Here is a 22,521-nt window from a genome sequence, read left to right as displayed (position 1 = left end):
ACCCGGAAGTTGTCCACAGATCCCCCGGCCCCCGGATCCCCACCCCATCCCCGGGCCCACCATTGACCCATGCGCCACCCCATCGACCTGGAAGCCCTGGGCACCCTCTTCGTCCACCGAGTAGCCCCGGTGGCAGCCCTGCTCCACATAGGACTGTCGTCGTCCCTGATCGACCAGCGCTCCCGCCCGGGCGGCCCCTGGCAGCGCCTGTTCCCGAGCATCTTCCTGCTCTCCAGAGCGGGCCCCTCCCGAGAACAGCTCGTGCAGGCAGCCCTCCTCTACGCGGGTGAGGGCGCGATGCTGACCGCGGCCGACGCCCTCTACCTCCACGGCATGAGATCAGTCCTGCCCACAGCAGACGCGATCCACGTGCTGGCCCCACGCCACTCCAAAGCCTGGGGCCACGCCACCCTGCGCCTGGAACGAACGGACCGCCTCCCCAAACCGGCCCTGCGCCGGGGCTTCCACGTGGCCCCGCTGGAACGAGCAGCGGTGGACGCCATCCGCAGAACCCACTCGATCCCGGACACCAAAGCCATCCTCGACGAGGTGACGCACTACGTGGGCGTCCAGGCCCTGCGAGCCGAACTGGCCATGGCCCCGCGCAAGGGCACCACCCTGGCCCGCAAACTCCTGGGCGACTCCCCGGCCCGCCAGCTGGAGCTGGCCGTGATGGACCGCCGCACACCACCCATCCCGCAAGCCCGAACCCCGCTACCCGTCGGCTGACCGTCCGCCCACGAGGCGTCCGAGTCCGCCGAGCGGCTGCATCGCGCTCGTGGCCACGTGTGTCAGCACCCGTGGCCCGCCCGCGCACTAGCCCGACAACCTCGCCGGCGGCTTCACCGCGCCAAGCCGGCAACCCTGCCCCACAACACGGTCCAGCCGCGTTGCCCACCACAAAGGGTGGATGTGACCGATGGTGAGTTCCGGCGTGGCACGGTCAGCTGTCGAGGACCTGGGCGAGGAGCATCGTGGCCGGACCAAAGCCGGCCCGCTCGTAGAAGCGCACCGAGCGTTCACTGGGAGACAAGACAATACGAGCGCAGCTGCGAGCACGTGCGTGCGCGACGGCCGCGTCGAGCAGCACCGTGCCGACGCCGCGATTGCGGTGAGCGGCAAGCACGAACGCGTTGCCCAGGTAGGCCCATCGGCTTGCCGGCCGACCTGGTTTGGGCATCCGCTCGAACACGGCGAGGTTCACCATGCCCACAGCCTCGCCATCGATCTCGGCCACGAACGCCGCCCGGCGTGGCGCCTGGGCGGCATACCACTGGGCGAAGCACTCCTCGAAGTCATCGTCATCAAGCGGATGGCCCGCCTGCTCCTCCGACCATTCCCGCCGCAACGTCGCCAGCGCTGCGGTGTCGTGCTCACCGGCCTCTCGTACCAACACCGAGTGTGGAGACGTCATGACTTGATCCTTCTGGGAAGTTCCTCGTTGTCCGGTTGATGGTCATGCCGAAGCCGAGTTCCTGGGTTAGGAACTCCCACAGGACACCCCTACCGCACCGGCGCCTTGATCCCCTTGCCCTTGGCCGCAGCCTTGACCGCAACCCCGCGCAAACTCAAAAACTTCAACCGAGGCTCGGCGAAGTAGTCCCAAGGCCCGGCATCAGCCAACGCCCCCAAAGCCCGGAACTGCCCCACAGCCTCCTCAAACCGTTGCAGCTCAAGCAATGCGTAGACCGCGTACCCACGATCCTCCCGAACCGCATAGGTGTCGGCCCCCTCATCCACGAGCCGGGCCAGCAGCGCATCCAGCGCACCCACAACCTCAGGCGACTTCCAGACGTCAGGCGAGGTGCCCTCAGCCTCATAAGCAGCACGCAACGGCATAGCCAGGAACTTGGGCGACTTCCCGGCAGCCTCCACCGCAAACGCCAAAGCCTCTTCATCAGACCCGTGCCACTTGCGACACCAGTACTGCAGAGCCTGCGCATGCCCGTTGTGATGCAAGGGATCCCGCGACACCAGCTCCGCCCAGATCGCGCGGAACTCGTCATGCTCCACCTGCAACCCACGGGCGAGCGTCAGCATCGTGCCCCAAGGAGTCGGGTCATCGGGCAGCACGGAGGCGGCGATCGCAGCGGCCTCGCGAGCCTCGAACAGGACGCGGTGAAAGCCCTCGAACTGTTCGCGGGTGGTCTCGGAAGACGTGGCGCTGCCCCGGATGTCCCAAGCCAGGGCCACCAACGACATCGCGTGCACGACGATCCAGTGCGGGTCGCCGGGACGGGCGGCCTGCCAGGCGTCCATCCAGGCGTCGTCCTTCGCGGCGAGGTCGGCGAGGGCCCAGATCACGCGCTGGCGGCGGTCCCAGTCGCCGTGGGTCGAGGTGACGAGGTCGGCGGCGTTCTCCCAGTTGCCGGCGCGGACGTCGTCCTTCACGGCGGCCAGGGCCAGGTCCTCGATCGGCGAGGTGGTCGTCACGTCGGCGTCGGGGACCAGGCCGTAGCGCTCGGGGTGGGTCTTCGGCAGCACGAAGGAAGCCACCACGTCGGAAGGGAGTTCGTCGATCTCGACGCCCAGCCGCTTCGCCTCGCGCATGAGGCGGATGACGGTGATGAGTTCCTTGGGCTTGAAGAGAAGTGAGAGCACCACGGGGTTTCTCCTGAACGTTCAGTGCGCGGGGCGGTAGTCGGGGGCCACACCGGCTCCGGCGAGCGCGGCGCGCAGGCCCTCGGTGTTGCCGTGGTCGGCGACCGCGGCGTCCAGGTGTTCGGCCATGTCGAAGTCGTGAGAGGAGGTGACGAACGTGGTTCGTCCCAGCCAGTCGAGCTCCCAGCGGGCCAGGCCCGCGTCGGAGAAGGCCAGTGCCACCAACGCGGACAGCTCCGGCAGCACCTCGCCGCGGGCCATCTCGCGGCGGGCTCGGGCGCCTGCGTCCCTGTTGCCAGGCACGTGAGTGCCGAGGCCGATGAGGTGGCCGGCGTCCAGTGCGTCGAGCACGGTGGTGAGCGACGGTGGTTGGTTCATCGCCGTCGCGGACGCCTCGAGCAGTCGTTCGGTGCCTCGGACCACGCGGGCTCTGGCGCCGATGTGGCCGAGCGTGGCCCAGTCGACGCGTTCCTTCGAGGCGGCGTCGGACACGAGCGTGTTGAGGACGGCGGCGTCGAGCAGCGGCATCGGGTCGGCGAGCAGTTCCAGTGCCGGGCGGTCGCCCCAGCCCGTCGCGGGGTCGAGGTCCAGTGCCTCGATCGCGGCGATGCGGTCCCGCAGCGGCGGGTGCGAGTCGTACGGGCCGCGGTCCGGGTCGTGCGGGTGCTGGCGGATCTCCTCCAGCTCCGCGTGGAGTTCCGGGGAGGTGCGCAGGCGGGCGAAGCCGTCGAAGAACGTCGTGGGGAGGTAGCCGAGCTCCCACGCGACGGTCAGGTGGCGGTGGGTGAAGAGGTCCCACGCGGCGTCGATCACCGGCAGTTCGCGCAGTGCGGACGCGGCGGCGGACGAGCCGGTCAGGGTGGCGGCGAAGCGGTCGGCGACGAGTTCCTGGCGCCGGCTGATCGCCTGGGAGACGCGGAGGTACAGCTTGGCGTAGCCGCGGAACAGCTTGGCGATCATGCGCTGGAACCACTGCTCGGTGTTCATGTGGGAACCGGCGCGCAGCATGGCGTCACGGCCGGAGACGACGATGCCGGCGAGGCGCGTGTCCTTGTTGGCGTAGTGCCCGAGCTCGTGGGCGAGCACGGCGATGAGTTGCTTCTCGGTCAAGGAGGTGAGCAGAGGTGCACCGATGAACATCCTGCGCCGGAGCACGCGCAGTCCCAGGAAACGGGTGTCCTCGGCGACACCGGCGTTCACCGCGGCGAGGATCCGGATCTCGTCCGGCGGGCGGGTGCCGGCGTCGGCGGCCAGACGGCGGACGAGGTCCCAGAGCGCGGGCTGCTCCTCGGGCGTGACGAGGATGCCCGGCACCTCGTCCTGGGTGCGGCGCTCCAGCGAGATCAGGCCCCTGATCACCGCGTACACGACCGGCACGACGAACAGCGCCAGCTTCACGCCGACGAACGGCCGCTCGATCAGAGCGAATGTCTCCAGCGCGAGCAGGCCGCCGACCAACCCGAGAGCGAGGACGTAGAAACCGACGAGCAGCGCCACCGAGATGGCAGCGCGCAGCGAAACACGCATGAGTAGAGCGACCTTCCCCCAAAACCCCCGGCGTCGCCCCCAGATGACGACAGCACGAAGTGTGCACGAAACCATCGTCACGACTCAATCCCGAAAGAAGGCTGGCCCGAAACGACCGGCGGTGTGTCAACCAGCCGATCGGCCAGTCCGCGTACCTCTGCGGGATGACATCCGCACGTGCAGCTCCGACCTTCAGACGGAGGTGGGTGACGCTCGGTGTCCCTACGGTCACTGACGCAACACCTCATCGAGCACTGGAGGTACTCAGTGAGAGCAGCAGGACAGCGAGGTGCCCGTCGGGGGATCACCGCGCTCGCGCTGTCGGCAGGCCTCGTCACCGCGGGCACGATCACGGGGACGGCGGCCGTCGCGCACGCGGACGAGCAGTCGGCGGGGCAGGGGGACCACAGCGTCACGCTGATCACCGGTGACCGGGTGGAGCTGGCCGGTGACCGCGTCGTGCGGGTCGTGCCGGGTCCCGGCCGGGGCAGGATCCCGGTGCGCACGTTCACGCGGGACGGGCATCGGCACGTCGTGCCCGCGGACGCGGTCGCGTTGGTGGACAACGGAAAGCTCGACCCGCGGTTGTTCGACGTGACGTCGCTGGCCGAGTTCGGCTACGACGACTCGCGACGTGGCACCGTTCCTGTGATCGTGCGACCGGCGGCGGGCGCACGATCGGGCATCACGGCGCTGACGGCGAAGGGGTCGGTCAACGGCCTGGTGGTCGGCGCGGTCGAGAAGTCGGGCAGCGCCTGGGAGTCGCTGCGCGGCGGCGCGGTGGAGAAGGTGTGGCTCGACGGCGTCCGCAAGGTGTCGCTCGACCGCAGCACCAAGCAGATCGGTGCGCCGGCGGCGTGGCAGGCCGGTGTCACGGGCAAGGGCGTGAAGGTCGCGGTGCTCGACACGGGTGTCGACGAGAAGCACCCGGACCTGCAGGGCAAGCAGGTCGCGGAGAAGAACTTCACCGAGTCGCCGGACAACACCGACGAGGTCGGGCACGGCACGCACGTCGCGTCGACCATCGCCAGCAAGGGCGAGCAGTACCGCGGTGTCGCGCCGGACGCCGAGATCCTCGACGGCAAGGTCTGCCAGCCGGGCGGCTGCAGCGAGTCGGCGATCCTCGGCGGCATGCAGTGGGCGGCCGAGCAGGGCGCCAGTGTCATCAACATGAGTCTGGGAGGAGGTGACACCCCGGAGATCGACCCGATCGAGGAGGCCGTCAACCGGATCTCGCGGGAGACCGGCGCGCTGTTCGTCATCGCGGCGGGCAACTCCGGCCGGCCGGAGACGATCGGCTCGCCCGGTAGCGCCGAGTCCGCGCTGACGGTCGGTGCGGTGGACCGCAACGACGGCATCGCGTCGTTCTCCAGCCGTGGCCCCGCCGCGGACGGTGCGGTGAAGCCGGACGTCACCGCGCCCGGTGTCGACATCGTGGCGGCTGAGGCCGGTACGCAGGGCCACGTCTCGATGTCCGGCACGTCGATGGCCACGCCGCACGTCGCGGGCGTCGTCGCGCTGCTCAAGCAGCAGCACCCGGACTGGACCGGCACCCGGCTCAAGGCGACCATCATGGCGTCGGCCAAGGCGAACCCGTCGCTGACGGCGTTCGACCAGGGCGCCGGGCGGGTCGACGTGCCGAAGATGCTGGCACAGCAGGTGATCGCCGATCCGGCGAACATCAACTTCGGGTTGCAGCAGTGGCCGCACGACGACGACCAGAAGGTCGTCCGCGAGATCACCTACCGCAACCCCGGTACGGAGGCCGTCACGCTCGACCTGAGCGCGGACGTCAAGGGCCCGGACGGCAAGCCCGCGCCCGCGGGCCTGTTCTCCGTGTCCCCGGCGAAGGTCACCGTGCCCGCCGGCGGCGAGGCGAAGGCCACGATCACCGCTGACACCAGGGTGAGCGCACCGGACGGTGCCTACAGCGGCGCGATCGCCGCGTCGAACGGCCTGCGCACGCTCGTCAGCGTCAACCGCGAGGTCGAGAGCTACGACACCGCGGTCTCGGTGCTCGGCCCCGACGGCAACCCGGCCGAGATGCACAGCACGGTCTTCGTCAACACCAAGACCGGCAAGACCTATCCGGGCACGGGCAAGAACGCCCGCCTGCCCAAGGGCGAGTACCTCGTGGACAGCGGGATCATCACCCCGGACTTCAAGGTCGTGTTCCAGGTGCAGCCGAAGTTCCAGGTGGCGGGCAAGGGGTCGATCACGATCGACGCGCGCAACGCGAAGCCGGTCGCGCTCAGGACCCCGGACGCCGCAGCCAAGGGCATGATCGGCACGATCGGCTACTCCACCCAGATCGCGGGCAGCACCTTCGGCCACGGCTGGGCGTTCTTCGACGGCCTGGCGGGCCAGGTGTTCACCGCGCAGATCGGGCAGGCCGCGCCGGGCTTCTCCGTGACGATCGCCGAGCAGTTCCAGGGCACACCACGCGACGAGAAGACCCCGGTCAGCTATCGCCTGATGTACACCGAGAACAGCATGCCGACCGGCTACGAGCGCACCGCCAAGCCGACCGAGCTCGCCGAGATGACGACGAGCTTCCGCAACGCCGGTGAGGGCCGTCAGCACGGCATCGCGGTGATGCCGAACCCGGTCGACGGCAGCGGCGGCTTCGGCTGGTTCACCCGGGTACCGGAGGGCGGCCGCGCGATCGACCACGTCTCGACCGTCACCGGCAAGTGGAGCTGGATCTACGACCGGGTCGGGCCGGACAACAACAACGAGTACTCGACCGAGACGCCCACGCGTTCCTTCAAGGGAGGCAAGAAGTACTCGCAGACGTTCGGTGCCGCGATCCTCGGCCCGTCCGTCCCGTCGGCGCCCGGTTTCGGCCTGGCGAGGCTCGAGGACCAGATCGCCGTGAGGGTGCCGCTCTTCACCGACAGCAACGGCGGCGCGGGCAGGGTCAACGGTGGCACGGCGAAGACCTCGTTGTCCCACAACGGCACCAAGCTCGGCGAGTCCGACCGGCCCAGCGCGATCTTCGACGTCCCGGCCGCGGAGGGCACCTTCAAGGCCGAGATGGAGCACAGCCGCGACGCGGAGCTGTCGAAGAAGGTGAGCGGCGCCTGGACCTTCAAGTCCAAGCACACCAACGAGATCACGCACCTGCCGCTCACGGTGGTCCGCTTCCTGCCCAAGCTCGACGACAAGGACACCGCCCACGGCCGTGTGCAGCTCGTCCCGCTGAAGGTGGAGCAGGCGCAGAACACGCCGAAGGTCAAGCGCGTCACCGTCGAGGTGTCGTTCGACGACGGCGCGACCTGGAAGCAGGTGCAGGTCGCCGGGGACAAGGCGATCGTGCAGCACCCGAAGAACGCCGAGTTCGCCTCGCTGCGCGCCAAGACGACGGACGCGGCGGGCAACACCGGCGAGGTGACGATCATCCGCGCCTACAAGATCGCGAGCTGACGGGCCACAACCGAACGAACAGGTCTGACCGACCACAACTGAACGAACAGGACTGTCAGACCCGCTGACTAGCATCGGATTCGGGGGATCCACCCTCCGGCCTCACAGGGCCCGGGAGCCCCCGAATCCGAGCTTACTCAGCGGGTCTGACACTTTTCGTCGGTCACGGGCGCCGGTACTGCGCCGGCGATCCGACCGTCGCCGGGTCCTCGTAACTCCCGGCCTTCCCCCGGTCGACGTGGAACGTGGTCAGCGTCGACACCGGCGACGAAGCGTCCCGCCGGTCCCCGATCACCCTCATGTGCGTGGTGAACCGCTCCGGCGTGACCTCGTACACGTCGTAGCCGTACCTGTTGCCCTCGAAGTACTTCAGGTGCGGGTTCGCCGCCCCCATCACCGGCCCGTTCATCGCGTTCCACTCCGGCGAGTAGGCCCCGGACGTGACCGAGTGCGCGGTGAACTCCGTGCCGATCACCGGCGACGAGAGGTCGTCGAAGTCCGGCCGGATGTCGTCCACGAACGCCGAGTGCCAGTCGCCGGTCAGCACCACGAGGTCCTTCATGCCCTCCGCCGCGACGTGGCCGAGCACTTCGCGGCGCTCCGCCAGGAAGCCGTCCCACTGGTCGGTGAAGTAGTAGCCGCCGCCGGTGCGGGCGAGCTGCGACAGCATGATCGAGTTGATCCACACCTGCCACGCCTCGCGGGCGCCGGAAATGCCGTCCAGCAGCCACTTCTTCTGGTCTGCGCCCAGGATCGTGCCACCGGGCAGGTTCTGCGCGGACCGGAACTGCCGCAGGTCCAGCACGGTCAGGTCGACCAGGGACCCCCACTGGCGGCGGCGGTGGATCTGCGGTTCGAGAGCGCTCCCAGAGCGGATCGGCAGGTGCTCGTACCAGGCCTGGTAGGCGGCGGCGCGGCGCTTGACGAACGGCGCGGAGCCCTCGGTGCCGCTGTAGTCGTTGGCCACCTCGTGGTCGTCCCAGGTGAGGTAGAACGGGTGGGCGGCGTGGGCGTCGCGCAGGGACGGGTCGCCCTTGTACAGGGCGTGGCGGCGCCGGTAGTCCGCAAGGGACAGCACCGCCGGGCCCTCGTGGTCACGCACGTGCGTGCCGCCGACCTGGCCGTGTTCGTAGATGTAGTCGCCCAGGTGCACGACGAAATCCAGGTTCTCGGCGGCGATCCCGCGATGGGCCGCGTAGAAGCCGTCGTGGAACGCCTGGCAGTTCGCCGTCGCGAACCGCACCTTCGACACAGGGCCGACAGGTGCCGTGCGGGTGCGGCCGACGCGGGAACGCTTGCCGAGCGCGGAGAACCGGTAGTAGTAGGTGCGGCCGGGACGCAGGCCGTGCACGGGCACGTGCACGCTGTGCCCCAACAGGTTCGACGCGGCGACGGTCCCGCTCGCCACACACGAACGCATCGTGCGGTCCAGCGCGACCGACCACTCGACCTCGACGATCTCGGGCAGCGGCTGCTCGAACGCCAGCGGTTCGGGAGCCAGTCGCGTCCACAGGATCACGCTGTCGGGCAACGGGTCCCCGGAGCCGACGCCCAGGGTGAACGGCGCGGGGTCCCACGAGGCGCCGAGGTCGAGCGCGGCCGCGTGGGCCTCCACGGGAGACAGGCCGGCCGAGAGCGGCCACACGGTGCCGAGAGCACCGGCGGCGGCAGCGGCGCGCAGGAGATCACGTCGGTTCAGCATCAGCGGCCTCCGACCGTGAACGAGATGTTGTCGGCGTAGCCGTCGTTCGACGTGCCACCACCGGATCGGGTCATCTGCAGCGTCACGACCGCGGTCCTGCTCCCCGGCGGGACGGTGCCCCTGGCGGAACGTTCGACCAGGCCCGTGCGGCTGGAGCGCTCCTCCGCCGTCACCGGGCCGAGCACCACGAGACCGCGCGGTGTGCCGCCGGCGTCGAGGAACTCCACGGACAGCCGGGCGCCGTCCTGCTGCGCGGCGTAACCGCCGAGCCACGCCGACACCGCGAACTGAGACGACCTCCGCGGCAGCGTCACGCTCTGTCGCAGCGTGCTCAGTGGCGTGTCGCCGCCGCCGAAGAACGACGAACCGCGCTGCGCCGGACCGGGATCACCGGGTCCCGGATACCCCTGGCCCGTGTCGTACCGCAGCACGACAGGGGCGCCCGCGACGACGAGCCAGCCGGTCAGGCCCTGCTCGGCGGCGCCGTTGACGATGAGTTCGCTCATGGACTGATCCGAGCAAGCGGGGCTGTCCCGGACGGATCACGGGGCCGAACGCGGCGTGAACGGCAGGCCACGAGGGCCTGGACAGTGCCTCACGAAGGCCTCACCACTGCCCCAGGAGGATGATGGTGACAGATCAGACCGTATGAGAGGGCCGACTGGGTAGTCGCCGGGGCGCGCGGATCGTATCCTGGAGGGTGACGTCCCCAGGGTGGGTCGTCCGCCGGGTTCGGCGGAAACCGAAAACACCCGGCGCCCGCGACCGCTGTGCCGGAGGAGGAACGATGCCACTCTCCGAGCACGAGCAGCGACTGCTCGACCAGATCGAGCGCGCGCTCTACGCCGAGGACCCGAAGTTCGCATCTACCGTACGGGGCGCCAAGTTGCGGCGGCCGTCCAAGCGACGCCGCGTGCAGGGCATCGTGTTGTTCGTGGTCGGCGTGGCCGCGCTCATCACCGGCGTGATGCTCCCGCAGCTCGCGATCGCCAGCATTCCCGTGGTGAGCGTCTTCGGCTTCCTGCTCATGTTCTTCGGTGTGCTCATCACCCTGACGACACTGCGTCGCGGTGACCAGGTCGCCGAGGGAGCGCAGGAGGACGGCAAGCCCGCGCGCAGCCGCAGCTCGTTCTCCGAACGGATGGAAGAGCGCTTCCGCCGCCGCTTCGACGAAGAGCAGTAGAACCACCGAGAGCCGCTACGCGAAGGGCCCGCCCCCCGAGGGGAGCGGGCCCTTCGTCATGTCACGCACCTACACCGGCACGGGCTCGCGGTCGGGCGTCTCGGCCACCGGTGCCGGCGTCGGCTTCAGCACCGACTTCGGGAACAGCTTCGCCCGCAACGACAGCGGGGCGTTCAGCCGCAACGACTGCCGCACCGCGGCCAGCGCTCCGGGCAACGCCGGGTCGGCCGCCGGGTTCGAGCTGTACCAGGACCGCTCGATCGCCCCGATCACCTGCCGCAGCCCGTCCTTGCCCGCGTCGTCGAGGTTGTGCTCCCGCGCCAACCTGCGGGCGGCGAGCCTGATCGTCTCGGCGGTCGGCACGGGCGCGCCGCGGTCGATCGACTCGGCCATGAGCTCGCTCCAGGCCGCCGACGCCGCCTTGGGCCCGAGCGCGGAGACCTCCCGCAACCGGCCACGCCGTCGCAGCGCCCGGACTGCCGCGGGTGTGGCCACCAGGAGCAGCACCAGCACGACGGCCATGAGGATGTACGACAGCCAGGCCACCGCGAGCAGCAGCACCACGGCCCACAGCACCATCGAGATGGACCCGCTCCACCGTCTCACGACCGTTAGAGGCCCGTTCCGCTTCGGCCCGTCCCGCTTGGGCCCGTTCCAGTCCGGCTCGTCGTCAGGAGCATCTGCATTGGCGAAGCTGGAACCGCGGAAGACCTGGAACAGCACCGCGATGATCAGGACGGCGAGCAGCGCCCACGGGACCCAGTCCTTCGACGTGTCCTGCGGCGTGGCGTCCCCGACCGTGCCGGTGCCGTCGTCCCCGTCGGGCGAGGCCGACGACTGGGCCGACCCGCTCGCGGACGGGGCCGCCGACTCGGTCTGCGTGTTGGCCGTCGGCTGCTCCTCCTGACCCGGCGCGGTCTCGCGCAGGTACGGCGGCACGATGCCGCGGCCGTTGGAGACAGGGGTCGGGTCGAACGTCATCCAGCCGTAGTTCGGGAAGAAGATCTCGACCCACGCGTGTGCGTCCTCGGTGCTGATCACCCGGTACGCGTTGTCGGCGGAGGCGTACCCGGCGGTGAAGCCGATCGCCACGCGCGACGGCAGGCCCACCAGGCGCGCCATCACGGCCATCGCGGAGGCGAACTGCTCGCAGTAGCCGACCTTGCTCCGCATCACGAAGTCGGTCAGCGCGTCGCGGGTGACGTCGCCCTGCGTCTTGAGGTCGTAGACGAAGTCGCTGGTGGGGCCGTTGAAGAACTCGGTCAGCTTCGCGGCCTTGTCGAAGTCGTTGGTGGTGCCCTCCACGATCTTCTTCGCGAGGTCGACCACCTCCTGCTCGACGCCGTTGACCTTGTAGTACTCCCCGTCGACCGAGTTCGGCAGGATCCGCGAGAGCCGCAGTTCCTGCTTGGTCGGCGTCGACAGCACCGTCTCGATCTCGTACGGGTCCGGCTCGCGTTCCTGCTGGGTGAAGATGACACCCTTCGTCGCGTCGAACCGGTAGTTGTCGTCCGGGGTCTCGATCCGGCGGACGGAGCCGTAGGTCGGCAGCCAGAAGCTCCGCCAGTCGCGCGGCTCGATCTTGATCCGGGTGGTCTTGCCACCGCCGGGGTCGCCCGCCTGCAACGGCAGGTCACCGTTCGCCGGCTGGCCACCGGGAGGGTTGCCGCGGTCCCAGCCCTTGTTCGGGATGTACTGGGCGAGCGTGGACGCCCGCATGTAGCTCGTCTCCGACAGACCCCGCACGTAGAACACCTCGGCGGTCTGGCCGCGGTTGAGCATGCCGCGCAACGACGTCATCTCGCTCAGCCCGATGCCGCCCTTGCCGCCACCGCCGCCACCGCTGCCGGGCAGCCTGCCGACCGTGCCGACGAGCGTGAAGCCCGCGCCGACCACCAGCGCGATCACCATCGCGATCGCCGCCACCGAGGTCGCGGACCCGCCGGACCCGCTCGCCGACCCGGAACCGAGCCGGCCGCGCCAGGCCTCGTGCCGGTGCTGGCCGTCGACCGCGAGCAGCATCGCGAACGCCGCCGCGCCCAGGATGAACGTCCAGAACGGCAGCATCTCGTCGGCCAGCGACGCGGGCACCGCGAACACGCACAGCAGCACCAGACCGGACGCCGCCGGGGCCGCCGCGGCCACGGCCAGCGTGTCGACCAGCACCGCGACCAGGCCGATCGCCAGCACCACGAGCGCCTGGATCGCCGGCGACGCGTGCACCGGGGGCACCCCGGTCTGCACCTGCGACACCGACTCCGCGAGCACGTCGCCGAGCTCGCCCAGCGCGTCGGGGCCGGGGATGAACAGGAAGATGCCCGACCGCGTGTGCAACGCCGTGAGCAGGCACAACAGCACGAACACCTGGGCGATCGCGACCAGCGGCGGAGTCAGCCTGGTCGCCCGCAGGAACGCGCCGGTCACGGTGATCGCGACGATCACCACGCCGATGCGCACCAGCCACAGATCACCCTCGATCACACCGGACAGCGCGGTCGACGCGCAGAGCACGGCCAGCGCCGCGATCCACGGCGTCGCCGAGGTGAACCACTCGGGTTCGGCACCCTTGGCGGGAGCGGAACGGGACCCCATCTCAGCCCACCTCCGAGCGGATCGACGAACCACGGTTGCCCGCCGAGGCGCACAACTCCTGCCACACCTGCTGCATCGAGGCGGACGGCTTCGCGATCGCCACGCCCCAGCCCGCGCCGTTCAGCAACCGCCGCGCGTCCTCTGGCTCGGGCGCCGAGGTGTCGGTCCCGCCCGCCCACGCGTTCACGTCCAGCAACACGGCCAGGCTGCGCGTGCCGCGCGGCCGGTAACGGATCAGCTCCTCCGCCGACGCCGGCGAGAGGCCGCCGAGCACCGCGATGACCTCCTGGCCAGCGCCGGGGTCCGTCCCGCCGCTCAGCTCACGGCGGTGCGAGCCCTGCAACGCCGCGAGCGAGTCCAGCACCACGTGGTCGCTGTGCCCGCCGTCGGACGACCCGCCCGCGAGCACCCGCCCGTCCTCGGAGACCAGACGCACCTGGTGACCGAAGTGGTGCAGGTGCAGGCAGATCGACGCCGCGAACGAGATCGCCCACTCCAGTGACGCCGTGGGCCCGCTGCCGCGGTGCGCGTACACCCGGTGGTCCAGCAGCACGGTCGTGCCGCCGCGCCACGGACGTTCCTCGACACGCACCATCAGCTCGTCGCGCCGGGCGGTGGACCGCCAGTGGACCTTCCGCAGGTCATCGCCTTGACGGTACGGCCGCACGACCGCGTCGTCCTCGCCCTGACCGGCCCGCAGCCGCACCGAGCCGTCGTCGCCCGCGCCCATGCCGGACCCGCTGGGCAGACCCGACAGCCGCACGACGCGCGGCACCACGACCAGCCGCGACCGGCCCGCGAGCTCGCGGTCGAACTCGGCGAGGCCGAACGGGTCGGTGATCCGCGCCATCAGCGGACCGACCTGCTGGATGCCGCGCATCACCGGCTTGAGCGGGTAGCGCAACGACGTCGGCGTGTTGCGGGGCAGCCGCTCCACCAGGAACCGCGGCCGCGCGCCCAGGGCGTACGGGACGGTGTCCTCGAGCATCAGCCCGCCCGTCGGCAGCCGGCCGGTGCTGCGCAGGTCGAGCTTGACCTCGGAGGCCGCCCCGACCGGCACCCGGCTCGGCGCGAGGTACCGGGCGGCGTGCAACCCCACCCGAGCCCTCGTAGCGAGCCACGCGGCCAGCAGCGGCAGCGCGATCACGAAAGCGGCGACCCGCAGCAGGTCGCGTTCGTTCAGCACAGCGGCGCACACTCCGGCGGCGAACCCCGCGGCCAGCAAGCATCTTCCGCGTGTGGTCAGACCGGAGAGTGCGGTGCGCATCGTTAGCGTGGCGTCCCTGCGTTGTTGTTGTTCATGCTGCGGACGAACGCCGCGCTCGGGTCGAGTGCCGCTGTCGGCACCGGCACCCGCTGCAACAGCGCCCTGATCAGGTCGGCGGGGGAGCGGCGGGCGGCCTGCGCCTCCGCGGTCATCACGAGGCGGTGGGCCAGCACCGGGATCGCGATCGCGTGGATGTCGTCCGGCACCACGAAGTCGCGGCCGGCCAGTGCGGCCTGCGCGCGAGCGGCGCGGACGAGGTGCAGCGTGGACCGCGGCGAGGCACCGAGCCGCAGCTCAGGCAGCCGGCGCGTCGCCGAGACCAGCTCGACGGCGTAACGACGGACCTCGGGCGAGAGGTGCACCCGGCGCACCGCCTCGACCAGCCGCAGGATCTGAGCGGCGTCCGAGACGGGCCGCAGGTCGTCGAGCGGGTTGTGGCCCGCGTGCTCGTCGACCATCGCCAGCTCGGCCTGCGGGTCCGGGTACCCGATCGACACGCGCGCCGTGAACCTGTCGCGCTGCGCCTCCGGAAGGGCGTAGGTGCCCTCCATCTCGATCGGGTTCTGCGTCGCGATCACCATGAACGGCGAACCCAGCGGGTACGTGTTGCCGTCGACCGTGACCTGGTGTTCCTCCATGCACTCCAGCAGCGCGGACTGCGTCTTGGGGGAGGCGCGGTTGATCTCGTCGCCGACGACGATGTTCGCGAAGATCGGACCGGGCCGGAACTCGAAGTCGTTCTCCTGCCGGTTGTAGATGGAGGAGCCGGTGATGTCGCTCGGCAACAGGTCGGGCGTGAACTGCACTCGGCTCACGGTGCAGTCGATGGAACGGGCAAGCGCTTTCGCCAGCGAGGTCTTGCCGACACCCGGCACGTCCTCGACCAGCAGGTGCCCCTCGGCGAGCAGCGTCACGAGCGCGAGGCGGACCACGTCTGGTTTACCGACGAGCACCCGCTCGACGTTGGCGGCGATCCGCTGAACGGCGCCGTGCAGCTCTCCCAGAACTTGATCGACCGGCGCGTGACTGTTCGCGCTTGGGCTTCCCGGCGTCACTAAACCTCCAGCAGCCGTGTCCGGAACACGGACGTGTGAGCGTTTCACGCAGTGTGTCAAACCTTGGCTAAGCGCCGTTAGTTACCGGCTGCGGCGACTGCCACCAGTGTCCACCTTCCGTTACCTGAGGCGTGAGTGAACATCGGGCCGCTCCGCTCGGTAGCCGTCACCTTGCGGTGTGGCGTTGGCCCGGCCGTGGCCGGGTCTTCCCGCGGCAGTACCCGCTGCCCACACTGCGTGAGTCTGACGTGGGTTTCCGGCCGGCTTGGTCGTCGTCCCGGCGCAACTCGCCGCGGACGTGCTGCCTGCTGCCTCGTTGACGAGCGCGACGAGGTTGCGGGCGGCATTGACGTCGCGATCGAGCACGAAGCCGCACTCGTCGCAGTGGAACACCCGGACACGCAGCGGCAGTCTGGTTTTCACCGCACCGCAGTCCGAGCAGGTCTTCGAGGTAGGCCTGGATCACCGTGACCATTTCGTCATCACGGTAGCGGGCGACACCGGCGGTCCCAGCCCGCAGCCCACGAACACCCATGCCCGATCTGCCTTCACTCGCGTCGATCCGTGTCCGGCAGCCCTCGTACCTGCGGGCCACACCGGGTTCGCTCCACCCCCTTCCACCTTCCCCCACCATCTCGCCGCAACTCCCGGTTTTGGCGGAAATTTCTAGGCCGTTCGAGTGCTAAATCCGGCCTGAACCCTCACCCGCGAAGGTGGTGACTGACCAGCTCCCCCACCGTCCCCCCACCCCGCCCCACGGCGTCTACCTGGGCAAATAGGTTGCGACATGCTGTGTGAGCACCTGTTTCAACGTTGACTGTGGTGAAAAGTGGGGTACTGTGGCGGCCGGTGGGGCAGACGGGGGCTCCACTGCCGGTCGCGTCGCCCGGCAAGGGAGGTGGATGCCGTGTTCCTCGGCACTCACTACCCGCGCCTGGACGACAAAGGTCGGCTGACACTGCCTGCGAAGTTCCGGGACGAACTGGCGGGAGGTCTCATGGTCACCAAGGGCCAGGACCACTGCCTGTACGTGTTCCCCCGGGCTGAGTTCGAGCAGATGGCGAGGAAAGTCGCCGAGGCGCCGTTCACCAACGACGCCGTGCGCGCCTATCAGCGCTATTTGTTCGCAGGTACGGACGAGCAGCGTCCGGACGGTCAGGGCCGCGTCCTGATCGCACCGGAACTGCGCCGGTATGCCGGGCTGACCAAGGAGTGCGTGGTCGTCGGCGCGTTCACCAGGATGGAGATCTGGGACGCGGCGGCCTGGCAGACCTATCTCGACGAGCACGAGGACGGCTACGCCACCGCTCGCGAGGAGGTCATTCCGGGCGTCTTCTGATGGCGGTCAGCCGAGCAACAGGCCGGATGTTCCACACGCGATTCGGGTGCCGTGAGGCCTCGGTCCGCTCGAGAATCGGCCCTGGCGCACCTTCCCCGGCGCCAGGTTCGACGGGCGGGCGGGGACCTGACGTCACCCGAAACGCGCATCAGGGGAGTAGAGGGACGATGGATCAGCCGCGGCACGTTCCGGTGCTGCTGGATCGCGTCCTGGAACTCTTCGCTCCAGCGCTGTCCGGCAAGCCCGCTGTCGTCGTCGACACGACGCTCGGCATGGGTGGCCACTCCGACGCGCTGTTGAGCGCCCACCCCGAGCTCACGCTCATCGGGCTCGACCGCGACCCGCAGGCCATCGAGATGGCCGGCAAGCGTCTCGCTCACCACGGTGACCGCGTTCATCTCGTCAACGTCACCTACGACCACATCGACGAAGCCGTGGAAGACCTCGGCTACTCGCACGTGGACGGTGTGCTGATGGACCTCGGCGTGTCCTCGTTGCAGCTGGACGAGGAGGAGCGCGGGTTCGCGTACTCGAAGGACGCGCCGCTCGACATGCGGATGTCCAAGGGCACCGGCATGACGGCGGCGGACGTGCTGAACACGTACGCGCACGGCGACCTCGCGCGGATCCTCTCGACCTACGGCGAGGAGCGGTTCGCGGGCAAGATCGCGTCCGCGGTGCTGCGGGAACGCGAGAAGGAGCCGTTCACCAACAGCGGCCGTCTCGTCGAGCTGCTCTACGCCACGGTGCCCGCTGCTTCGCGGCGCACGGGCGGGCATCCGGCGAAGCGCACGTTCCAGGCGTTGCGGATCGAGGTCAACGGCGAGCTGGAGTCGTTGCGGCTGGCGTTGCCGGCCGCTCTCGGCGTGCTGCGCGTCGGCGGGCGGATCGTCGTGGAGTCCTACCAGTCCCTCGAGGACCGGATGGTGAAGCAGGCGCTCGCCGAGCTGGCGAAGTCGAAGACGCCGCCGGGCCTGCCGGTCGAGCTGCCTGGTCACGGACCTGAGATCAAGCTGCTCACCAGGGGCGCGGAGCTCGCGAACGAGCAGGAAGTAGAGGACAACCCGCGTGCGGCGCCGGTGCGTCTGCGGGCGGCGGAGCGGATCGGAGAACCACGATGACGGCACCCGCACGGGTCGGTGGGCCGTCGCCCCGCGATCCCTCGAAGGAGAAGTCCGAGCAGAAGGACAAGGCGCGGCGGCGGACCGCGGGGGCCGAGCGTGCGTACGCGCGGCGGGCCCAGCGCGCCTCGAACCTGCGCAACGGCTCCGCGAGCCCGCAGCAGAAGGTCGTGTCCAAGGCTCCCTTCGTCGTGCTGGTGATGCTCGTGCTCGGCGCGGGCGTCGCCGGGATCATGTACTTCTCCACCCAGGCCGCCGCCGACACCTACCGGCTGCAGGTGGCGCGGGCCGAGGCCGAGAAGCTGACGTTGCAGATGGAGCAGCTGCGCCGCGAGGTGGCGCTGCTCGAGTCGCCGACCGACCTCGCGCGCCGCGCGGGGGAGATGGGCCTGGTCGCGCCGACGAACCCGGCGCGGCTGCGGCAGAACCCGGACGGCTCGATCGAGGAGTTCGGCAAGCCGAGCGCGCCGACCAAGTCGACGCCTCCGCCCCCGCCGTCCCCCGAGACTCCCGCACCTCCCGCGGGTCAGACCCCGCCGGCCGGTCAGACTCCTCCGGCAGGTCAGCAGCCGCCCGCCGGTGAGGGCCAGACGCCTCCGGCGGGTGGCTGATGCCCGGTCCGCAGCAGAGGGCGCCGCGCCGTCCGTTGTCCGTGCGCGGCTCCCGCCCGGCCGCGCGCCTGGGTGGCAACAGCAGGCTGCGCATCGGCGTCGGCCGCGTGCTGCTGATCGGTGCGCTGGTGATCGCGGGCATCAAGCTCGTGCAGGTGCAGGGCCTGCAGGCGGAGGAGCTCTCGCAGCAGGCGCAGAAGCAGCGCACGACGCCCATCGACATCCCCGCCGAACGCGGGTCGATCCTCGACCGCAACGGCAACCAGCTCGCGTTCTCCATCGAGGTGCGCGCGCTCTACATCCTTCCGCAGCGCGCGCGTAAGAACTGGGACGACGCCCACGCGAAGGACGCGGAGAAGTACCCGGGGACCTACGAGGACCACGCGCGCGAGATGGCGAAGTTCATGTCGTCGACGCTGGGACCCGAGGTCAACGGGGAGAAGACCGACGAGGAGACCGTCTACCGGCAGCTGGTGAAGGACATCAGCTACGAGGTCCTGGTCAGTGAGGCCGAGCCGGCCAAGGCCTCGAAGATCGTCGAGAAGTACCCGGCGGAGATCGGCTCGGAGTACCGCTCCAAGCGCATCTACCCCAACGGCGATCTGGCGTCGAACATCATCGGCGCCGCGAACTGGCGCCAGGAGGAGAAGCCGCCGACCGTCCAGGGCATCCTCGGTCTCGAGAACGCCCAGGACAACGTGCTGGCCGGCCGGACGGGCCGCCGAGTCGTCGACACGATGTCCGGCGACGACACGCTCGTCATCCCGAACACCGAGCGCGAGCTCGTGAAGCCGCAGCCGGGCAAGAGCCTCGAGCTCACGATCGACATCGACACGCAGTACGCCGTCCAGAAGATGGTCAGCGACTACGCGAAGAAGACCGAGGCCAAGAACGCCTCCGCCGTCGTGCTGGACAGCCGCACCGGCGAGATCGTCGCGATGGCCAACGACAAGACGTACGACCCGACGGACTTCGGCAAGGCCACCGAGGACCAGAAGCGCAACACCGCGGTCGCCTACAGCTTCGAGCCCGGCTCCGTGAACAAGATCGTCACGGCCGCGGCCGCCGTCGAGTACGGCCTGTTCAAGCCGGACGACGTACTGCAGGTGCCGGGGTCGATCAAGGTCGCCGACCGGACCATCAAGGACGCGTGGAACCACCCCACCGTGCCGATGTCGTTCACCGGCGTGTTCGCCAAGTCGTCCAACGTCGGCACGCTGCTCGCCGCCCAGCAGGTCGGCCAGGAGCGCTACGCCGAGATGCTGCAGAAGTTCGGACTCGGCCGCCGCACCAACTCCGGTGTCCCGGCCGAGGAGTCCGGCCAGGTCCCGCCGCTCAACCAGTGGTCGGGCTCGACCTTCGGCAACCTGCCGATCGGCCAGGGCCTCTCGATGACGCTGCTGCAGATGACCGCCATGTACCAGGCCATCGCCAACGACGGGGTGCGCATCCCGCCGCGGCTGATCCGCGCCGAGATCGGCGAGGACGGCGCGCGTTCGGAGAAGCAGCGTCCCGACGGCATCACCGTGGTGTCGCCGGAGACCGCGAAGACCGTCCGCCAGATGTTCCGCTCGGTCACGCAGTCCGACCCGCGGGACTCGAACCAGAACGGCACGGGCAAGCCGGCCGCGATCCCCGGCTACCAGATCGCGGGCAAGACCGGCACGGCGCAGCAGATCGACCAGACCTGCAAGTGCTACTCGCAGAGCCAGTACTGGACCACGTTCGCGGGCATCCTCCCGGCCGACAACCCGCGCTACGTCGTCGGCATCATGCTCGACGCGCCGAGCGGGGCCCAGTCGGCGGCGCCGCTGTTCCACGACATCGCGACGTTCCTGACCCAGCGGTTCCAGGTGCCGATGTCGGCCGAGCAGACGCCGTTCGTGCAGCTGCAGCTGTAGGGGGCGCGCATTGTGAGCGGCGCGCCCCGGATCCACAAGAGGCACGGGTGCGCCCAGGCGTGATTCCGTTGTTTTGACTGTGAAAACTTCTTCGTGTTGAGACGCATTTCATCACGTTTAATTCTCCGAAACCGGAGAGCTGAACGAGGTGATGTGCGTCGTGCGTTCCATCGGATATTCGATCTTGGCGTTCTTGCTGGGGGTGGCGCCCGTCGCTCCTGTTCAGGCGCCGGAGGAAGACCCTGACGTGAAGTCGTACTGGCTGCACATGAACAGCACGACGGTGTCCGAGGAAATGATCGAAGTCGAGGCGAAACGACGTTCGTACGTCGTGCTGAACGCCTGGGAAACCGATCTTGCCGCGAAGCTCAAGAAGGCGAACCCGGAGATTCAGGCGTTCGTCTACAAAGATCTTTCCTCGACCCGCAGCTACGCCTGTTCCGGTGGCGTCGACGATTCGGATCTCCCCACCGGCGTCGGGTACTGCGCGGCCGACCCGTCGTGGTTCCTCACCGACTCCGCCGGCAACCGCTTCGAGTACGGCGGCTACGAGGGCCACTGGCAGATGGACGTCGGCAACGCCGACTACCAGAACGCCTGGGCCGACAACGTGGTCAAGTCGTCGGCGAAGGTCTTCGACGGCGTCTTCATGGACAACGCGCTGTTCGCCTGCGACACCTACCACGAGGGCGTCTGCCCGAAAGCGTACCCGACCGACGAGTCGATGCGCGAGGCCTACCGCTCGATGCTGGCCAACACCAGGCAGAAGTTCGTGGACGCGGGCCTCAAGACCGTCGCGAACATGTCGAACGCCCGCCTGCACGACGGCGCGTGGGACTCCTACGTCGAACACCTCGACGGCGGCTTCGACGAGTGGTGGCTGACCTTCGGCGACCAGGACCTGCTCTCCGAGTACTCGCAGGGCTGGAGCAGGCAGATCGCCCAGATCACCGCCAACGAGGCCAAGGGCAAGATCACCTGGGTGCAGCCGCACCACAGCGGCGCCGAGCAGCCCTTCCGCTACGCCTTCGCGAGCTACCTGCTGGCCAAGGGCGAGCACGCGGCGATCTCCGAGATCGAGGAGACCGACCGCTACGACAACCCCTCGCAGTGGCGCGACGAGTACGACTGGGACCTCGGTGCCCCGCTCGGCGAGCACCACGAGATCGCGAAGAACGTGCACCAGCGCGACTTCGCGTGCGGCACCGTGATCGTCAACGCCAACAGGACCGGCACCGGGCCCGTCACCGTCCGGCTCGCCGAGACCCAGTTCAACGAGCACGGCGCACCGGTCACGTTCGTGGCTCTGCCGGGCACGACGGGAACTGTGCTGCGCAAGAACTGCTAGAACGCCGCGCGTTCCTCCTGCAGGGGTTCGGGCCGGGCCACCAGCACCGGGCACGACGAGTGGTAGAGCGCGGCCCGCGTGACCAGTCCGACGCCGTCGTGCTTCCCACCGCGTCCCACGACCACGAGGTCGGAGTCCAGCGCGGCCAGGGTCTCGTGCGGATGCCGTGACTCCACCTGGACCTCGGGGGTCAGTTCGGGCGCGGTGGTGCGCAGGAACAACACGGCCCGGCGGATCGCGGCCTCGTCGCGCGGCACCTCGCCGCCGTGCTGGGCGGGCAGGTGGACGTGCAGCAGTCGCAGCCGCGCTCGGCGGGTGCGGCAGAGCTCGACCGCGCGCCGCAGCACGACCGGGTCCTCGCACCCGCCGACGGCAGCGGTGATCCAGCCGTGTTCGCCGCGGATCGCCTGTGGACGTCCGCGCACCACCACGACACCACACCGCGCGCGGCGCAACACCGGGAGGACGAGGGAGCCCAGCCCCAGGCCGCGGTGCTGTTCACCTTTGCACCCCAAGACCAAGGTCGCGCTGGAGTCCGACGCCCTCACCAGTGCGGCCACCGGGTCGTCCCCGCTCGGGCGGAAGTGGGCGGTGAGCATGGGAAGTCGTTCCAGGACCCGCTGGACCGTCGTGTCACCGGGGTCCGCGAGGTAGACCTGAAGATCCGTTCGGAGCGACCACGCGTGCCGCGCGGCCCACTCGAAAGCGTGATAGGCGAACTCGGAAGTGTCGACTCCGACTGTCACTGAACGACTGAAATCGGGAGCCCAGAAGGAGAATCTCCTGGGTTCCGCCGCCGTGCTGGTTTTCATTGCCGCCTCCTGCCGACCCCTACCTCACCGCGTGTG

17 protein-coding genes and 1 pseudogene are annotated in these 22,521 nt (G+C 69.6%); 8 read left to right on the top strand and 10 right to left on the bottom strand.

Features of this window, described 5'->3' with window-relative positions:
• The first annotated feature begins 69 nt into the window (after positions 1–69).
• On the top strand, positions 70–729 hold the full coding sequence (locus ACSHWB_RS04970; RefSeq protein ID WP_439660905.1) for a hypothetical protein: 660 nt from the start codon (positions 70–72) through the stop codon (positions 727–729).
• A gap of 214 nt (positions 730–943) precedes the next feature.
• Here ACSHWB_RS04970 and ACSHWB_RS04965 read toward each other — a convergent pair whose 3' ends face one another.
• The 3 genes from ACSHWB_RS04965 to ACSHWB_RS04955 form a co-directional block, all read right to left on the bottom strand.
• Entirely contained in the window at positions 944–1,414 is a 471-nt protein-coding gene (locus tag ACSHWB_RS04965; RefSeq protein ID WP_439660904.1) for a GNAT family N-acetyltransferase, read from the bottom strand.
• Positions 1,415–1,503: 89 nt separating this feature from the next.
• Positions 1,504–2,604: a DUF4034 domain-containing protein gene (locus ACSHWB_RS04960; RefSeq protein ID WP_439660903.1), complete on the bottom strand. Its 1,101-nt coding sequence runs from the start codon at positions 2,602–2,604 to the stop codon at positions 1,504–1,506.
• A gap of 18 nt (positions 2,605–2,622) precedes the next feature.
• Positions 2,623–4,128, bottom strand: coding sequence for a M48 family metallopeptidase (locus tag ACSHWB_RS04955; protein ID WP_439660902.1), 1,506 nt, complete (start codon positions 4,126–4,128; stop codon positions 2,623–2,625).
• A 267-nt stretch (positions 4,129–4,395) separates the two neighbouring features.
• Here ACSHWB_RS04955 and ACSHWB_RS04950 point away from each other — a divergent pair, with 267 nt between their 5' ends.
• Positions 4,396–7,554 carry a S8 family serine peptidase gene (locus tag ACSHWB_RS04950; RefSeq protein WP_439660901.1) on the top strand — a complete coding sequence of 1,053 codons (3,159 nt, stop codon included), beginning with the start codon at positions 4,396–4,398 and terminating at the stop codon, positions 7,552–7,554.
• Between the two features lie 163 nt (positions 7,555–7,717).
• Here ACSHWB_RS04950 and ACSHWB_RS04945 read toward each other — a convergent pair whose 3' ends face one another.
• A complete protein-coding gene (locus ACSHWB_RS04945; protein ID WP_439660900.1) occupies positions 7,718–9,256 on the bottom strand; it encodes an alkaline phosphatase D family protein in 1,539 nt (512 codons plus the stop codon).
• Entirely contained in the window at positions 9,256–9,762 is a 507-nt protein-coding gene (locus ACSHWB_RS04940) for a hypothetical protein (protein WP_439660899.1), read from the bottom strand. The genes ACSHWB_RS04945 and ACSHWB_RS04940 overlap by 1 nt, the downstream gene beginning before the upstream one ends.
• Positions 9,763–10,043: 281 nt before the next feature.
• Between ACSHWB_RS04940 and ACSHWB_RS04935 the strand changes: the two genes are divergently transcribed.
• A complete protein-coding gene (locus ACSHWB_RS04935; protein WP_093597478.1) occupies positions 10,044–10,439 on the top strand; it encodes a DUF3040 domain-containing protein in 396 nt (131 codons plus the stop codon).
• Between the two features lie 69 nt (positions 10,440–10,508).
• Here the strand turns inward: ACSHWB_RS04935 and ACSHWB_RS04930 are convergent, their stop codons facing one another.
• The 4 genes and pseudogenes from ACSHWB_RS04930 to ACSHWB_RS04915 all read right to left on the bottom strand — a co-directional run.
• Positions 10,509–13,031 (bottom strand): transglutaminaseTgpA domain-containing protein, encoded by a 2,523-nt coding sequence (locus ACSHWB_RS04930; RefSeq protein WP_439660898.1) that lies wholly within the window; start codon positions 13,029–13,031, stop codon positions 10,509–10,511.
• A 1-nt stretch (position 13,032) separates the two neighbouring features.
• Positions 13,033–14,298 (bottom strand): DUF58 domain-containing protein, encoded by a 1,266-nt coding sequence (locus ACSHWB_RS04925; RefSeq protein WP_439660897.1) that lies wholly within the window; start codon positions 14,296–14,298, stop codon positions 13,033–13,035.
• 2 nt (positions 14,299–14,300) lie between these two features.
• The gene (locus ACSHWB_RS04920) at positions 14,301–15,353 is read right to left on the bottom strand and encodes an AAA family ATPase (protein ID WP_439660896.1); all 1,053 of its coding nucleotides are present in this window, start codon (positions 15,351–15,353) and stop codon (positions 14,301–14,303) included.
• Positions 15,354–15,473: 120 nt separating this feature from the next.
• A pseudogene (locus ACSHWB_RS04915) lies at positions 15,474–15,794 on the bottom strand (zinc ribbon domain-containing protein); the annotation flags it as partial.
• A gap of 466 nt (positions 15,795–16,260) precedes the next feature.
• Between ACSHWB_RS04915 and mraZ the strand changes: the two are divergent.
• The 5 genes from mraZ to ACSHWB_RS04890 all read left to right on the top strand — a co-directional run bounded on the left by mraZ (position 16,261) and on the right by ACSHWB_RS04890 (position 21,673).
• Positions 16,261–16,692, top strand: coding sequence for a division/cell wall cluster transcriptional repressor MraZ (gene mraZ / locus ACSHWB_RS04910; protein WP_439660895.1), 432 nt, complete (start codon positions 16,261–16,263; stop codon positions 16,690–16,692).
• Between the two features lie 167 nt (positions 16,693–16,859).
• Positions 16,860–17,813 carry a 16S rRNA (cytosine(1402)-N(4))-methyltransferase RsmH gene (rsmH, locus tag ACSHWB_RS04905; protein WP_439660894.1) on the top strand — a complete coding sequence of 318 codons (954 nt, stop codon included), beginning with the start codon at positions 16,860–16,862 and terminating at the stop codon, positions 17,811–17,813.
• Entirely contained in the window at positions 17,810–18,424 is a 615-nt protein-coding gene (locus ACSHWB_RS04900) for a hypothetical protein (protein WP_439660893.1), read from the top strand. Before rsmH ends, ACSHWB_RS04900 begins: the two co-directional genes overlap by 4 nt.
• Positions 18,424–20,325: a peptidoglycan D,D-transpeptidase FtsI family protein gene (locus tag ACSHWB_RS04895; RefSeq protein ID WP_439660892.1), complete on the top strand. Its 1,902-nt coding sequence runs from the start codon at positions 18,424–18,426 to the stop codon at positions 20,323–20,325. Before ACSHWB_RS04900 ends, ACSHWB_RS04895 begins: the two co-directional genes overlap by 1 nt.
• A gap of 160 nt (positions 20,326–20,485) precedes the next feature.
• Entirely contained in the window at positions 20,486–21,673 is a 1,188-nt protein-coding gene (locus ACSHWB_RS04890; protein WP_439660891.1) for a putative glycoside hydrolase, read from the top strand.
• On the opposite strand, the gene ACSHWB_RS04885 is transcribed toward ACSHWB_RS04890, so the two are convergent.
• A complete protein-coding gene (locus ACSHWB_RS04885; protein WP_439660890.1) occupies positions 21,670–22,419 on the bottom strand; it encodes a universal stress protein in 750 nt (249 codons plus the stop codon). The two genes, ACSHWB_RS04890 and ACSHWB_RS04885, sit on opposite strands and share 4 nt — an antisense overlap.
• Positions 22,420–22,521: the final 102 nt, after the last annotated feature.

It is taken from the genome of Lentzea sp. HUAS TT2 (assembly GCF_051853195.1).
Taxonomy (GTDB): Bacteria; Actinomycetota; Actinomycetes; order Mycobacteriales; family Pseudonocardiaceae; genus Lentzea.
This window is presented reverse-complemented; position numbering and strand designations above follow the sequence as displayed.

Bases quoted from the DNA above. Each gene is read 5' to 3' on its own strand.
- ACSHWB_RS04930 (WP_439660898.1), bottom strand. From the start codon at position 13,031: ATGGGGTCCCGTTCCGCTCCCGCCAAGGGTGCCGAACCCGAGTGGTTC.
- ACSHWB_RS04925 (WP_439660897.1), bottom strand. From the start codon at position 14,298: ATGCGCACCGCACTCTCCGGTCTGACCACACGCGGAAGATGCTTGCTG.
- ACSHWB_RS04965 (WP_439660904.1), bottom strand. From the start codon at position 1,414: ATGACGTCTCCACACTCGGTGTTGGTACGAGAGGCCGGTGAGCACGAC.
- ACSHWB_RS04945 (WP_439660900.1), bottom strand. From the start codon at position 9,256: ATGCTGAACCGACGTGATCTCCTGCGCGCCGCTGCCGCCGCCGGTGCT.
- ACSHWB_RS04955 (WP_439660902.1), bottom strand. From the start codon at position 4,128: ATGCGTGTTTCGCTGCGCGCTGCCATCTCGGTGGCGCTGCTCGTCGGT.
- ACSHWB_RS04935 (WP_093597478.1), top strand. From the start codon at position 10,044: ATGCCACTCTCCGAGCACGAGCAGCGACTGCTCGACCAGATCGAGCGC.
- ACSHWB_RS04970 (WP_439660905.1), top strand. From the start codon at position 70: ATGCGCCACCCCATCGACCTGGAAGCCCTGGGCACCCTCTTCGTCCAC.
- rsmH (WP_439660894.1), top strand. From the start codon at position 16,860: ATGGATCAGCCGCGGCACGTTCCGGTGCTGCTGGATCGCGTCCTGGAA.
- ACSHWB_RS04900 (WP_439660893.1), top strand. From the start codon at position 17,810: ATGACGGCACCCGCACGGGTCGGTGGGCCGTCGCCCCGCGATCCCTCG.
- ACSHWB_RS04895 (WP_439660892.1), top strand. From the start codon at position 18,424: ATGCCCGGTCCGCAGCAGAGGGCGCCGCGCCGTCCGTTGTCCGTGCGC.
- ACSHWB_RS04940 (WP_439660899.1), bottom strand. From the start codon at position 9,762: ATGAGCGAACTCATCGTCAACGGCGCCGCCGAGCAGGGCCTGACCGGC.